Annotated in this window: 15 protein-coding genes; 8 read left to right on the top strand and 7 right to left on the bottom strand. The window is 71.6% G+C overall.

From position 1 onward, the window contains the following. Positions 1-148 precede the first annotated feature (148 nt). The 4 genes from ABD481_RS43670 (at position 149) to ABD481_RS43655 (ending at position 2,486) form a co-directional block, all read left to right on the top strand. The gene (locus tag ABD481_RS43670; protein ID WP_344671822.1) at positions 149-325 is read left to right on the top strand and encodes a DNA cytosine methyltransferase; all 177 of its coding nucleotides are present in this window, start codon (positions 149-151) and stop codon (positions 323-325) included. Between the two features lie 58 nt (positions 326-383). After that, a complete protein-coding gene (locus ABD481_RS43665; RefSeq protein ID WP_344671818.1) occupies positions 384-911 on the top strand; it encodes a hypothetical protein in 528 nt (175 codons plus the stop codon). An 80-nt stretch (positions 912-991) separates the two neighbouring features. After that, the gene (locus ABD481_RS43660) at positions 992-1,960 is read left to right on the top strand and encodes a hypothetical protein (RefSeq protein WP_344671817.1); all 969 of its coding nucleotides are present in this window, start codon (positions 992-994) and stop codon (positions 1,958-1,960) included. A gap of 1 nt (position 1,961) precedes the next feature. After that, complete coding sequence (locus ABD481_RS43655) at positions 1,962-2,486, top strand: hypothetical protein (protein WP_344671816.1); 525 nt, start codon at positions 1,962-1,964, stop codon at positions 2,484-2,486. 183 nt (positions 2,487-2,669) lie between these two features. On the opposite strand, the gene ABD481_RS43650 is transcribed toward ABD481_RS43655, so the two are convergent. The 3 genes from ABD481_RS43650 to ABD481_RS43640 all read right to left on the bottom strand — a co-directional run bounded on the left by ABD481_RS43650 (position 2,670) and on the right by ABD481_RS43640 (position 5,828). Next, a complete protein-coding gene (locus ABD481_RS43650; protein WP_344671815.1) occupies positions 2,670-3,488 on the bottom strand; it encodes a DUF7019 family protein in 819 nt (272 codons plus the stop codon). Between the two features lie 217 nt (positions 3,489-3,705). Continuing rightward, on the bottom strand, positions 3,706-4,521 hold the full coding sequence (locus tag ABD481_RS43645) for a hypothetical protein (protein ID WP_344671814.1): 816 nt from the start codon (positions 4,519-4,521) through the stop codon (positions 3,706-3,708). After that, positions 4,518-5,828 (bottom strand): serine/threonine-protein kinase, encoded by a 1,311-nt coding sequence (locus tag ABD481_RS43640; protein WP_344671821.1) that lies wholly within the window; start codon positions 5,826-5,828, stop codon positions 4,518-4,520. Before ABD481_RS43640 ends, ABD481_RS43645 begins: the two co-directional genes overlap by 4 nt. Positions 5,829-6,279: 451 nt before the next feature. Here ABD481_RS43640 and ABD481_RS43635 point away from each other — a divergent pair, with 451 nt between their 5' ends. The 3 genes from ABD481_RS43635 to ABD481_RS43625 all read left to right on the top strand — a co-directional run bounded on the left by ABD481_RS43635 (position 6,280) and on the right by ABD481_RS43625 (position 7,390). Next, positions 6,280-6,513: a hypothetical protein gene (locus ABD481_RS43635; RefSeq protein ID WP_344671813.1), complete on the top strand. Its 234-nt coding sequence runs from the start codon at positions 6,280-6,282 to the stop codon at positions 6,511-6,513. A gap of 19 nt (positions 6,514-6,532) precedes the next feature. Continuing rightward, positions 6,533-6,862 carry a hypothetical protein gene (locus tag ABD481_RS43630; RefSeq protein WP_344671812.1) on the top strand — a complete coding sequence of 110 codons (330 nt, stop codon included), beginning with the start codon at positions 6,533-6,535 and terminating at the stop codon, positions 6,860-6,862. A gap of 135 nt (positions 6,863-6,997) precedes the next feature. After that, positions 6,998-7,390, top strand: coding sequence for a hypothetical protein (locus ABD481_RS43625; protein WP_344671811.1), 393 nt, complete (start codon positions 6,998-7,000; stop codon positions 7,388-7,390). Positions 7,391-7,487: 97 nt separating this feature from the next. Here the strand turns inward: ABD481_RS43625 and ABD481_RS43620 are convergent, their stop codons facing one another. The 3 genes from ABD481_RS43620 to ABD481_RS43610 all read right to left on the bottom strand — a co-directional run bounded on the left by ABD481_RS43620 (position 7,488) and on the right by ABD481_RS43610 (position 9,675). Beyond that, positions 7,488-7,772 carry a hypothetical protein gene (locus ABD481_RS43620; RefSeq protein ID WP_344671810.1) on the bottom strand — a complete coding sequence of 95 codons (285 nt, stop codon included), beginning with the start codon at positions 7,770-7,772 and terminating at the stop codon, positions 7,488-7,490. Between the two features lie 57 nt (positions 7,773-7,829). After that, positions 7,830-8,219 carry a hypothetical protein gene (locus ABD481_RS43615; protein WP_344671809.1) on the bottom strand — a complete coding sequence of 130 codons (390 nt, stop codon included), beginning with the start codon at positions 8,217-8,219 and terminating at the stop codon, positions 7,830-7,832. 397 nt (positions 8,220-8,616) lie between these two features. Further along, positions 8,617-9,675, bottom strand: a complete 1,059-nt coding sequence (locus tag ABD481_RS43610) for a MarR family transcriptional regulator (protein WP_344671808.1) — start codon at positions 9,673-9,675, stop codon at positions 8,617-8,619. Positions 9,676-10,024: 349 nt separating this feature from the next. On the opposite strand from ABD481_RS43610, the gene ABD481_RS43605 reads away from it, so the two are divergent. Beyond that, complete coding sequence (locus tag ABD481_RS43605) at positions 10,025-10,435, top strand: hypothetical protein (RefSeq protein WP_344671807.1); 411 nt, start codon at positions 10,025-10,027, stop codon at positions 10,433-10,435. A gap of 128 nt (positions 10,436-10,563) precedes the next feature. Here the strand turns inward: ABD481_RS43605 and ABD481_RS43600 are convergent, their stop codons facing one another. After that, positions 10,564-13,692: an AfsR/SARP family transcriptional regulator gene (locus tag ABD481_RS43600; RefSeq protein ID WP_344671806.1), complete on the bottom strand. Its 3,129-nt coding sequence runs from the start codon at positions 13,690-13,692 to the stop codon at positions 10,564-10,566. Between the last annotated feature and the right edge of the window lie 8 nt (positions 13,693-13,700).

Here is a 13,700-nt window from a genome sequence, read left to right as displayed (position 1 = left end):
TACCCGCAGCACAGCGCAGAATCAGGACCCCGTCACGACTCAACGAAAACCGCCACCACCGAGCCACGACCCCTGCTTCAAATCGCGACTCACGTGGCGACGGCCAAACATCAACTCAGCTCACTAGGAGCCCGGCGACCCGCCGAGTATCCATGACCTGACATACCGCATGATCACGTCGCGGGAGCAGGCCAGAACCCAGAGATTCCCGGATTCCTACCACCTGGCCGGAAGCCCGGACCAGATCCGGATGCAGGCCGGGAACGCCGTGGCGGTGAACGTGGCCCGCTGGATCGGCGAGCGCGTCGCCGACGTCCTGCTCTAACCCCCTGACAAGGCTCGACATGCGGGCCGAACCGCACCCACAAAGCAAGGAGTTTGTCATGACCATACTGACACCGGAGTTCCTGGCGTGGTCCAGCCAGGAGATCCACCGCACCGCCGAGGACCACTGGCGCAAACACGGGACCACCTCGATCAAGACGGTGCTGTTTGCCGCCGACGGCGTGCCTCGGCTGGTCGAGTTCGACCAGGGCATCGGGCAGGAGGCCGCCGGGGACGCGGTGCGCGAGCACGCCGAGCGGATCGGCGCTGTCGCCGTGGCCCTCACAGCGGTGGCGCGCGTCGCCGAGGTGGAGATCGACCTGGCGCCACAGGAACCAGGCGCCGGGGCCGCCGTCCGGTTGGTCGGCGACTTCGGCCGGGCGGTGCTGACGCTCACGATCTGGCCCGGCCGCGCCGTGACCACTTCTCTGTGCAGCGACATCCGCACCGGTCTGGACGGCCCTGCCGTCCTGGCCGCCGTGCGTGAGGGCACACCGTCGGACCTCGCGGAGTTCGCCGGCCTGATCGCCTGGCTGACCGGGCTCCTGCCGGAGACCGCAGCGCCACAGCCGCAAACCGACCGCTGAGAACCAGTCCCGCGCAGCCGACCCAGCGCCACCCCAGTCCATCCCAGGCCGACATCCAACGAGAAGCAAGGACCCATCCCATGACGATCAGCTATGAACGGCTGCACGCGGCCTGCGTGCGCCTGCACTCCGCCGCCGAGAACAACCACCGCATCCACGGCTTCGCCGCGCCGCTGCTGGTGTTCCTGCCCGAGACCGGACCCGAAGACCTGGTCCTAGTCCCCGACGGCATCCCGCCGCAGCACGTCCTGGACGCCTTCGCCCGACGGGCCGACGCGGTCGCCATCCTGACCATCGGCGAGGCGTGGGTCAGCGTCCCGGGCCTGTCCGCCCAGCAGATGGCCGCCCTCGCGCCGGAAGACCTGCCCCGCCCCTCCAGCGATCCCGACCGCGCCGAGGAGATCGTCACGCACTGCGTCGGGATCGGCCCGGACGGCACGACGATGGTCTTGACGCGCGCCAGCCGGATCCGGCGCACCCCGTTCGGCACGATGGTCAGTGACCCGGTCGACGGCGTCCCCGGCACCCGCCGCGACGGCGCGACCGAAGCCCTCGCCGCCGCGCTGCGGCCCGCGCAGCCCAGCGCCGAACCCCGACCGACCAGAGCACCCGAGGACACGCCGATGCCCCCACCCGCCCCGCCCGCCGAGCCCGGCGCGGCCGACCCGTCCGCCTGCCCCGGCTGCTCCGTGAGCGTCGGAACCCTGCACGCTGACGCGTGCTGTATCGGCTGGTGCGCCGCCACGGGCCGCCAGCGGCGCGACGGCTGCGATGTCGCCCACGGCTGCCGCACGGACCCGCGCCGCGACTGCAGAACGTCCTGGAGCGGCGAGCAGCCCGGCCTTTCCGACGCACGGCGTCTGGGCTGGTACGCCGTGCGCACCTCCGACGGCTGGACCAGCGCGGCCCCCGAAACCCCCGGCGCGGTGGAGGACCTCAACCGCCTGATCGCCGAAGGCGTCTGGGTCGACGCGCAGCAGCGGTACCAGGCCCCGGGCACCGATCCCGGCCCGGCCACAAGCGGCGGCGATGCGGACCGGGAGGACTGACGTGCCGATCACCGCCGAGCAGCTCGACGGGCTCACCTGCGGACTGCACGCCGAAGCCGAGAAGCACTTCCAGGCCAACCAGACCGTGGTCCCGGCCCTGTGGTTCATCTCCGACGGCACCGCCCGCCTGGTCGCGATGCCCCAGGGCATCATCGACCGCGAGCAGACCGCCGAGATCGCGCGCACCGACCGCCCGTCGGCGATCGTGCTCACCGGCGAGTCCTGGATGGGCTCGGTCACCGTGCCGGCCTCGACGGCCGCACGGCTGCCTCTGGACGACATCCCCAGGCCGTCCGAGCAGCCCGACCGGCGCGAGGTCATCGCCACGCGCGGCGTCGGGCGCGGCCCCGACGGCGCCCTGGTCCACGCGATGCGCGCCACCTTGATCCTGCGCAGCGTCTTCGGGGCGCAGTTGCTGCCGTTCGACCTCAACCCGGACGTCGGCCGCGAAGACGACTACGCCGCCTTCCTGGCCGGGCTGCTGCCCGGCGGCCCGCGCTCAGATCACAACCGCCGACGCCGCTGAGCATGCACCGCAGTCAGTAGGTCCCCGTCCGAACCGGAACGGGGACCTACTTGCGCTCCAAGGCCAGCGCCCGCCGCGATCGGAATCGGCCGCGGACCGCACGCCTGTCCATCACCGGTCTACGAAGCGGCGTCGCCCGCGCGCCGCGCCGTACGCAGAGGCCCGACGCCTCGGCGGCCGGAATCACCACCGCGGGAGCCGCCAGGCGCGCCTCGGCTGGAACGCCGGGGCGCCGAGGGGGCGTCGGATCCACAGGGGTGCGCCAATGAGTACGCGCTCGGTGCGCTCGGCGGCCGTCAGGTCCCAGCGGTCGGGGTCGATCTCGACGTCGAGGTAGATCCTGGCGAACCACTCGGCGTCGCCGGCCCGGCCGAGGGTGTAGCCGCGATGCTCCAGAACGGTCCCGCTTCCCAGCTGGGGCGTGGTGCTTCCCTGGTGCAGCGCGATCTGCAGTGCGTCGACCGCCATGTACGACGCGCCATCCGGGAAGTCGTAGCAGTCGCACCGCTCGCCGTTGCTGGCCAGGAACTCCTCGATGAACGGGGCCGAGGACGAGGTCCAGCCGTCCTCGAGGACGTCGGCCTTCTGCACGTACTCCGGGACGTTGTCCATGCTGCCGAACAAGATGACGTCGACCAGGCGACCGGCGCTGTTCGGGGTGCGGATATGGAACATCATTCCCGGCCGCTCCTCGGCGCCCACGAACTGCGACACCGAGACCCCGGTCCGGCCCTTGGCGAACTGGACGCCCGGCGGGCCTGCGATGTCCTCCATCGCGCGCCGGCCGACGGCGGCCTCGATCCGATCCGCCTTCTCATTCAGCGTCAACTCGCCGCCGCGGTTGCCGGACTCGACCTGGATGTGCGGTCCGGCGACCCCGACGTCGGCCTTGACGGCGAGCGAGCGCCGCGCCGCCTGACCGATGCCGTTCTCGCGGGCCAGCCGCGACACCCGGCGCTCCGACCAGTACAGATACTCCGTGACCTCGCCGAGTTCCCCCACCGTCGTCCCATCCCGCGCGCGGCACCCCTGGACCACTCACTGTAGGGACCGGGAGGTCCCGGGCGCGGAAGGCGCTCCGGTGTCGAGGCGCCCCGCCCGGCGGCATGAATCCCGGGCCGCAGCTGTTCCCGCGAGGACCACCGACACCCGGTGGTTGCCGCGGACGCGTTGTTCAACGCCGGGTGTGCGTCACCGCGAGGTACGGAGTGTTGGCTGATCACGACGCGGAGGTGATCAGCAGCGCCTCATAGTCGTCGAGGTGCAGCGCGTCGTCGCACATCTGCCGGACCCAGCCGGTCGCGAGTTCGGAGGCCGAGGACCCTGACGGGTCAGCGACCGCGTAGCCGCCGAACTCCTTGCGTACCATGGAGCCGGGCAGGCGCCGCGCGCCGGTGGTGCCGACGAGTTCGGTTAGATCGGGATCGGCCTCCAGCCACACCGCGGCCTTCATCGCCGGGTCGTCCGTCACTTCCAGCCGGAGTTCCCCGGCGAGCATCCGGTCGGCGAACTCGGCCAGGGCATCCAAGCTCGCCGCGAAGCGGCGGTGCCACCGGGCAATGCCCTGGCTCGGCGCGGGACCGTTCTCGTCTCGCGGCTGCACGTACACCGTCAGTTCCGCGCAGCGCGGGTCCCTGCCGTACCCGGCCCATTCCGGGTCGGCCGGGGTGAACCGTGCCCACGCGACCGGCGCCGGGTCGTCGTCGCCGGTCGCGAGGATGGCGCTGAAGCTGATGCGGCCACGAGGGTCCCAGGCGCTCCACTGCCGTCCCTCGGTCGCGGTAAGGTCTGCGATCAGCGCCCCCATCCGCCCCGCGCCCAGCACCTGGGCGAAGGAGCGGCGGATGTCCGAGGTGTGCGGATCGGACGGGGCCAGCGCACCGGACGCGACGAGCAGGCCCAGGCGCACTGACGGGGGCGGCGCGCTGTTCGCGCTGGGGAAGAAGTGCGGGTGGTTCGGGCCGACCGACCGGGAGCCGTTGTACAGCGCGCGGCGTTCTTCTTCGACGGCCGGCGCGCGCCAGCGCGCGCTCATGCGTCCTCCCGCAGCAGGTCCACCAGCAGGTCCACGATGGCCTGCGGGTCCAGCACAGCGCGGCGGCGCACCCAGACGTGGGTCACGTTGTCGCGCAGGTACGGGTAGTGCTGGAAGAACTCCGCACGGGCCAGGCCCTGCGGCGCGCCGACGATTCCGGTCAGCGGATGCTTGGTGACAGAGTCGAGGTACCAGCGCAGCGCGCCGGCCTCGTTCTCGCAGACGACGTTGGCCAGCGTGCGTGCCGAGCGAGCCTCCCCGGCCAGCACCACCGCAGCGAGGTCCTGACCGGCGTCGGGGCTGCTCCAGACGGTGATGCTCAGTCGAAGGTCATCGAGATCGAACTGCTGCGTCGCACCGTGGCTGCTGTGCTTCAGGTCGGGGAGCTGGAGCCGGGCGAGGTCGGCGGCGCCGGCGCAGATGTCCTCGAGGTCGGCCAGCGCCTGGGTGCGCAGCGCCACCCGCGCGTCCGCCTCGGCGCTGGCCTGGCCGTCGCGGGCCGTCTGGGCCTGGAGGCGCTGCTGGCGCTGCAGTGCGACGGCGGCCAACTGGCCGGCCGGCGCGTCCGCCGCAGGCAGGCTCGCCTGCGCCGCGGCGGCGTCCTGGTGCCGACGTGCCGGATCCTTGTCGAGCAGGCGCAGGATCCACCGGCCCAGCACGGGGCCGACCGGAGGCACAGGCGGCGGCGTGGACAGCTGATGCCGGCGCAGCTCGTCGATGGTCGCGCCGTTGAACGGCGGCCGGCCGGCGGCGAGCTCGTATGCGATCAGGCCCAGGGCGTACAGGTCGCCCTTGTGCGTCGCCGGCTGCAGCAACAGTCGCTCCGGCGCGTAGTACAGGGGCGTGCCGCCCATCGTGTACGTGAGGGTCGCGGTCCGGACGTCGAGGTCGCGGCTCATCCCGAAATCGGCCAGATGCCACCGCCCCTGGTAGAGCAGGATGTTCGCGGGCTTGAGGTCGCGGTGCACGATCCCGGCGGCGTTCAGCTCGATCAGCCCGGCGACGATGTCGTGGACGATCGCAAGCACCTCGGACTCGTCCCAGCCGCCCGGCCGCGCGGCGATCTCGTCGGCGAGGCTGCCCTCCAGTGCCAGCGGCATGAACAGCAGCAAGTCCGGCCCGTCGGAGGCGGAGGCGAACGGGACCAGGAGCTGCTCCGGCTGCCCGAGGGACATGACCTTCTCGGCGATCTCAAGCTCGCGCGGGGCCGCGGCAGCGATGCGCTTGACGGCGACCTCGTGGCCGTCGGCGACGCGGCGGGCGCGAAACACCGTGCCCTGGCCGCCGAACCCGAGGGTGTCGGTCAGAATCTCGTACTCCTGGCCGTCGTCGGCGATGACGTTCGTAGTCTTTACCTACCTGTTCAACCGGCGCCCCGGAACGCCGGGGCTTGTCCTGTGCAAGCCGTGCCGACCGCCCCGTCGCAACAAGGGAGAAACGCGAAATCCGGCCCGCTCCACAGGATTTCGAGGCGTCATGCCAGGGGGACGTACACGTTCAGTCGGTCGGATCAGAGACCTGCCGACACGTGCCTGCCATGCTATCGGGTCGGCTCAGCCTCGCGGCCGTCGTCGAAAATGGGACCGCCGACGGCGACACCGGAGCCGTGGAACCCGGCCCGACCGGTATGGGGCGCGTCGGCGGCTCGCGCCGCTGAAGCAAGGCACTGATCTGCCCGCTCCAGGTCCGCCGCCCGCGAATTGTCGATGGTCGGCGCGCCTCCTCGATTTAGAACAAACGTTCGAGTACCTTACCGCCATGGAGAATCTCGAAACGTTGGCTTCCGCGATCAGCCGGACGTTGTTCGACCTGGACGTGCCCTACGACGCGATCCGGATCGACGCCCGGGACGGGGCGGTGGTCATCAACGGCGTGCCCGCCCAGGCGGCCCGGGGAGCGCTCGACCACGCCCTGTGCCAGGCGCGCCTGCGCGTCCAGACGCTCCCGGCCGGCCCCGGGTTCCAGATCCGCGTCCAGCCCGGCCAAGACTGAGGCACGAGGACCGCCGCTCATGAACGCCTCGATCCGCTACGGCCCGACCCCGCCGGACCTCAAAGTCGGCAAGCCACCAAAGGCGACGTACGGCGTGCGCGTCGCTCAGACATTCATCCCCGTCCGGGCGCGGGTCGACGGCGCATGGCGGCTGGGCGTGGTCCGGGAATGGATCAGATCCAGATCCGGGTGGCTGGTGCGGATTGAGACAGTCGACGCGACCAGCGCGGTCGGCGTGTGCAGCGAGTGGTACGAGTTCCGTCCCGACGCGGTGGACCGCCTGAACATCGCCGCCGCCTCCGGCGAGGTACGGCTCGCCCCGCCGCAGGCGGCCGGCCGCGACCTCTGACCCCGCTAGGAGCGCCGGGGCTGACCGGCATCGCCGAGCGTGCGGTGTCGGCATGACGGCTCGCCCTGGCTCGCATATCACTCTAATTAACCTCTTGATAGTAGGAACTGAACATTTCGGGTTACGGTGGTGGCCATGACCGCTGTGACCTCGCCGACCGTGGCGCGGAAGAAGGCGCGCGAGCACGCCGCCAAGCTCCTGGAAGCCGACGATGCCGAGCGGCGGCGCCTGGAGGGCGAGAGACGCAAGCGTGTCGCCGAGGCGGCGGCGGACGTCGCCGGCAACGATGCCGAGATCGAACAGCTGACCGCGAAGGTCGAGGAGCTGCGCGCCGACAGCGTCCGGAAGCTGGCCGCCATCGTCGCCGACGGGGTGAGCGAGACGAAGACTGCCGAGATGACCGGACGCGACCCCCGCGAGGTCCGGGCTGCGGTCAGGGCCGAGACGAAGGTGTCGGCCGCCGCGAAGGCGCCGGCGGCGAAGAAGGCCGCCTCGACACGGACCGCCGCCAGCCCGGCCGCAGCCTGAGCCCCGTCGCCGCGGGCGTCCGGCCGCGCGCGGACAGGCTCTGCGGGAGGCGACCGACCGCTGTGCTCGCCGGGCTCAGTGGGGACTTCGTAGCCGTCTAAACAGGCCCGTCCACGATGCGGGCCCCGCGTACCTCGCCGACAACGCGACCGCTCCAGATCGGGATCGGCGCCGTGAGGTCGGGAACCTCGTCGTATACCACCAGGATCCGCACCGGGCCGGCTGCGCCCAGCGCGATCTCGTCAGCGCCAAGCAGCTCCAGCACGCAGCCGTAGACCACGGCGCCGCCTGCCGGGTCGCCGAGCACGAACGATCGAGTGGGGTTGGCGAAGGCGCCGCGGGTCATCGCCTTGGCGAAGAACACGGCCGTACCGGCCAGCATCGTTGCCAAGGTGTCGCCTCTACTTTCCTTTGCGCATGGCCACCGCCCGGCGCGCCCTCAGTACTGCGGGTATGCCGTCCGCCACCTGCGCCACCTCGGCAAGGCCCGGTAGGCGACCAGCGCGTCCCTGTAGCTCCGCTCGCGTCGCCGGACCTCGGCCACATCGAACTCCAGCTCGGCGCGCATCAGTTCCAACACGCCCCGGTCGGCCTCGGACAGCCTCGCGTCGTCCAGGGCTTGGACCACCAGCCGCAACTGGTGCGCGTCGGAGAAGCCGCCGCGCGCGCAGGACATGACGACCGCCGTGGCCGCCTCCTGTTCCGGCACGCCCGACGCGCGCAGCCACTGCGCGGCCTGGCGTCGCTGAAGCGCGCCCATATAACCCCAGAAAACCTCGTCGCTCACCCGCTCCACAGCGGACGGCTCCTGCTCAGCGTTTCCAACCATCGCCCTGAACTCATTACGTTAATATCAACACCTTAACTCATGCTGTGGAGGGGCACGGGCTCGATGCCACCCGGCCGAGGCCGCTCGGCGGGTGCCGACACGCTGAGTAGCGTCGAGATCATGCGGCGGCTGGGCGCGATGTACCGCGAAGCTGCCGCCCGGATCGGCGCCGCCCCAGAACGTGAACCGGACGGTCTGACCGCCGCCTCCAGGTCAACGACAGTCGAAGGCGCGGCGTAGACCGCACGAGGACGATCTCGACGACGAGGACGGCGAGAATGGACTTGTCCTTGTCGGCCCCGGAGGCGGACCGCCGTGCCATCCCGAAGGAGCAGGACGGCGCGGTGCGCGGAACGTGATCGTTCCGCGCACCGCGCCGTGGTCCGGGCGCGCGCCGTCAGGAAGCGGCGAGGCTGGCGCCCTGGTCCCGCCATTGGAAACGGCGAGGCTTGTCCTCGAACGTCGTGACGACCTCGGTCTCCAGCAGCTTCTCGCACGCGTTGTTGATGGCCCCCGCCGACCTGTTGAGGACCTTGGAGATGGCGGTCGGCGTCCACGCCCGGTCGGGGTGTTCACGCAGGTGGTCCTCCACCTGTGCACGCAGTTCGCCCTTGCCCAAGCGTGCAGGCGACGCCTCGGCTCCGGCCACCTGTGCCGCCGATGGCGCGACCGGGGCCGCGACGGGGAGGACGGGGCCGGGCTGCGCCGCCCCGGACACCGCGCCGTCGCCTTCGGCGCCACCGTCGGCCAGCTCGTCCGGTTCGTTGGCACGCTCGGATTCCGGCTCGTCCGCTTCCGGTACGAGCGCGATGTCCGCATCGTCGATGTGGTCCGGTTCGGCGGTTTCAGGGTGCGTCGGCTCGTCCGCTTCGGGCCCGTCGGGCATGGCTTCGCCTTCAGGAGCGCCGCCGACGGCCAGCCCGTCGGTGGGTTCGTCGTCCAGGTCGGGCCCGGATTCGGCGGAGCGCTCGTCCGGTTCACTGTCGCCGCCGGTCGGGATGTTCAGCGACGGCTCGCCCTCGACCCGGTCCGGTGCGGCGGTGTCGGTGTCGGTGTTCCCACCGGGTTCGACGACTCCATCGGCGGGCTCCGCCTGAGCGTCGTCGTCAGCAGTGGGCTGTTCCGGGTCGTCGGTGGCGGCGTCGGCATCGGGGTCGGTCCGGACTGCATCGCTCGCCCCCGGTGCGGCGAACCACAGGTCGGCGATGCGACGGGTGCCATCGAAGCCGCCGTCCTGGCGCACGGCCAGCCCCGCGTCGTGCAACGTGGACAGAGCCTTCGTGACGGTGGAGCGTCCCAGGCCGGAGCTCTCGACCACCTCGGCCGCCGTCATACCGCTCTCGCTGTCCAACTGGGCCAGGACGGTCAGGGTCGAAGGCGGGAAGGCGGGCGTGTCGGCGGGCGGCTGGGGGTTCGCGACGGGCGCGGACTTGGCGGGGGTCTTCTTCTTAGGCATGGCGGATCTCGTTTCAGCGAAAAGGAAATGAGGTGCGGTCATGCCCCGGCCGGGGCGTCCCCGGCGCGATTCGCGCATCGCCGGTGCCGGGGAACGGCAACTATGGACGCTCGATCTTCGAAAGTTGTCAACTCCAGCAGGTCAGGGCCCTGGTTTCTCCGTGCAGCGCCGCGCCGATCGGGACCCGCGCGGCGTTTCGCGTTGCCCGGTGGCGGTGTGACACGGCGTCGTCACCGGCAAAGACTTGATCTTCGTGGGGAACATTGCGTCCATGGAGCTCCGTACGGCGGCGCGCCGTGCGGGTGGCCGAGCGCCACCGGAAGCGAGCACCGCATGGAGGACCCCACGCATGGCAAACGATGACGGGCCGACGCCGCCGGGCAGGGCCGCCGATGTCAACCTGTACGAGATCGGCGCGGACATCCCCGGCGGGAAGGCCGTGCTGCTGGTCGCCGAGGTCGACGCCGCTGACGACGTGTTCGTCGGGCAGTGGACCGACGAGGACACGGTGTCGCGGATCTTCGACGGGGACCTGTACATCCGGCTATCCCGCAGCACACCGGCGTTTCCGGCCCTGGTGGACGCCGAGTTGATCCTGGCCCATGACGGACAGCTCCTGCCGATCACGCGGGTGCAGAACTCGACCGACTGGGCTCGGGAGCTTCGGCCGACCGCCGCAGCGGTCACAACCCTGCACGCCGATCTGGAGGTCAAGTTGGAGTGCAGGACGCACGCGCAAGCAGTCGCCGCGCCGGACTGACCGGACCACAGCGCCACCAATTACCGCACCACGGCCAGACCGCTTCCCCACTCGGGGACGCGGCCTGGCCGTGGTGCGGAAGTTCCCTCGAGAACCGTGCCCGCCCAGAAGCCCCGGATCGTCTTCGCCTACCGGTCGGACCGACCTGGGCCCCCAGGTGACGTGCTGGCTGCCGCGCCGGGGCGCAGCAAGCTGGCAGCGTGCTGACGGGTCGCGGTGCTGACCGTGGCGCCGACTGCGTCGGCTGCGGCGTCGAGGACCTGCATCTGTGCGGCGATCTCCGCGTGCCGGCCCAGCTCGGCCAGCAGGTCGAACATGCGCCGGTAGATGTACTCGTTATCGTCGGCGATCGATGCGGCGCGGCGCAGCGCGGCCAGGGCCCGCTCCTGCTCTCCGGCGCGCGCGGCCAGCTCGGCGTAACGGGTGAGGACCTCGACCTGCTCGGAGCGCACCGTGACCCGGGGTGAGTCCGCCCAGGCGAAGTCGGGGCTGGTCTGGTCGGCCAGCAGCTCCCCGCCGCAGACCTCTACCGCGTGCCGCAGCCAGCGCAGCTGGTCGGGCTCCTCGCGTGCCGCGCCAGCGGCGGCGTGCAGGGCGCGGAACAGCCACAGGTCGACCGCGACCTGCTCGGAGTCCAGCAGATACTCGCGGCGGTCGCGCAGTTCGACGAACCGGCCCGTCTTGTGTCCGGTGGACTCGCGCAGGCGGGCCCGCAGCGATTTCAGCCCGTCCTGGCGCCAGCGGGCGACGCGCTCGAGGTCGTCCTCGTCGGGCATACAGGCGGCGTCGATGCCGGCGTCGCTGATCCCGACGGCGCCCTTCCACGCCAGCAGCGCGGCCAGGGTGCGGGCCTGGCTGCGCATCTTGGTCACCGGCGCGCCGTTCGCCTCGATCCGCAGCGGACCCAGGACGCTGATCCGCACCGAACGCTGCGACCAGGCTTGCAGCATGTCGGCGGCGATCTGCTCGGCCGGATCGGCGACCAGGACCAGCCTCGGTACCGCGAGGCCGTCCTCGGCGCCGTCATCGGAATGCGACGACGACGGCATATCGGCCGCGACATTCTGCTGCCGCGTGGGCGGTGCATCGTCACCGAGTGCCGTTGGGACCTGGTCGGATGCGCCCTGGTTGGCAACGACGGTCAGTTCGGCACGCGGCGCCGGCGGCGCGGGCTCCTGGGCGGGCAACTGGTTGCCGGAGGCCGCAGCGAGCAGCCGCAGGACAGCGGTAAACGAGTCGGCCGACAGGTCGAACAACCTGGTGCCAGCCCAGTCGGCCAGGCCAGGGCCACTGACGCGGCCGTCGGCCTCGACAAAGGCGGTGACCCCTGTCGGATGGGCGCCCAGCATGACGGCGGTGATCCGCAGGTGCGCGGCACTCTCGATCAGGGCTGCGATGCGCAGGGCGTCCGCGCGAGCCGGGGAGGCCATGAGCACCAGCGGCGGACAGTCGACCTCCTCGGGGTGCTGCTCGGCCAACGCGTCCAGATCGGGGACCTCGTACTCCTCCAGCAAGCTGGTGCGCCAGAGTGCGTGGACTTCGGCCTCGCCGATCGCCGTGGCCAGGTCCGCGGTGGCGGTCAGCTCTGGCACGCCGCGGGTCAGTTCCGACAGCGCGGCGGCTTCGACGCCCAGCCGCATGGCCAGATCGGCGGCCGGGATGATCAGCCGGGCGAGGTCGGCGGTGCGGTCTGGGGCGCCTGCCGACAGCACCGAGGCGGCGATCGCGCGCGCCGCGCCGGCCGCTCCCGGGCCGACTAGGCCCAGGCCGGGGCCGGTCGGGGGCAGCGGGATCTCGGCCCCGTCGCGCTCGGCGGCGCTGATGGAACCCGGTGCCAGCGGCACGCCGTACCGGATGCCCAGGCCGTAGTCCGGTTCCTCGCCGTCGTCCTCTTCGTCAGAGGCTTCGCCGAGCCAGTCGGGGTCGGGGTCGTCGTCGTCGAAGTAGCCGTCGATCGGGTCCTGGCTATCCGCGGCTTCGCGTTCGCGAACGCCGTCGGTGTTAGCGGCGACGGTCCTGGTGACTTCAAGGAGTTCGTGATCCTCGTCATCGCCGGGAACGTCGTACAGGTCCTCGTCGACCAGTGCCGGTTCGTCGGGCTGCGGCGCAGGCAGCGGTGTCGGTGCGGTCAGCGCCAGGTGAGCGCGGCGCGCAGCCTGCAGTGCGCCGGGCAGTGGCGGCTCGGGGGTCGGGAATCGCGGGTCGGACAGGCGGGTGCGCCAGCGCCGGGCCAACACCAGCGCCGAGCCGAGGGCGACGGCCAGGGTGATGCCGATGGCTCCGCCGTCAGGCAGTCCGACCGCGGCACCGCCGTGCCGTCGCACCGCGTGCTGCTGCCCGCTGTCGTCGGCGACGGCGGGATGGGACGGGTTGCGCGTGGCGGTATGTGGCGCGGATGGCGTCGCGGGTCCGGTCACGGACGGCTGTGCTGTCGGTGCGGACAGCGCGGGAGCCGAGGTCGCTGGTGCGGGTGGTACCGGTGTCTGCGCCGTGGGCGCCGGGACGGCTTTCGCGCCGGTTATCGAGGTGGCGGGATCGGCAGCCGTTGCGGTGATGCGAATCTTCCAGTCGGGACGGATGAGGTCGGGATTGGTGAGCTTGTCGCCGTCGGCCTGGGCAACGCCGGCGTTCAGCTTGTACAGCTGTGGCCAGTCGTCCCCGTTGCCGAGGTCTTCCTTTGCGATCGAGTACAGCGATTCGCCGGGCTTGACGGTGTGGACGCTCTCGCGCGGCGCGGACGATGTGGCGCTGCCGACCGTCAGGTGCGCGGTCGTCAGGCCACCGGTCCCGGCAAGCGCTGGGGCGGTGGCCGCGACCCGGCCCCCGGTCGGGACGGAGGCCGAGGAAGTCTCGGCGGCGTGGGCGGGGGCGGCGCGTAGCAGGGCAGTGAGCCCGATCGCCGTGATCAGGGCGGCGGCCAGCGCCTGGGTGGGCCCGAGGGTGGGGACGTGCGGGGCGTTGACCCGGCGGGCGGCGGCGACCAGCTCAACCGCGAAGGACACGGCCAGGATCAGCCACAGGTACCAGCCGACCACCGAGAGCGCTTTGAGCAGCATCTGCGGAGTCATGGGGTTGGTCAGCGTGTGCTTGACCGCGTCGAGAGACGGCACCGAGTGCGGCAGCGGGTCCCCGGCGTAGTGCAGCAGGCCCCACGGTATGCCGGCGAGCACGCCGATGGTGATCGCGGCGGCCAGCAGCGCTTTGACCAAGCGGGTGATGCCGCGCGCGGTCGCGCCGAGCGCCTTCAGTATCGCCATGGTCCGCC

The organism is Catenulispora yoronensis (assembly GCF_039531695.1).
GTDB lineage: Bacteria > Actinomycetota > Actinomycetes > Streptomycetales > Catenulisporaceae > Catenulispora > Catenulispora yoronensis.
Note: the sequence above shows the minus strand (reverse complement) of the source record. Positions and strands in the feature narration are given on the sequence as shown.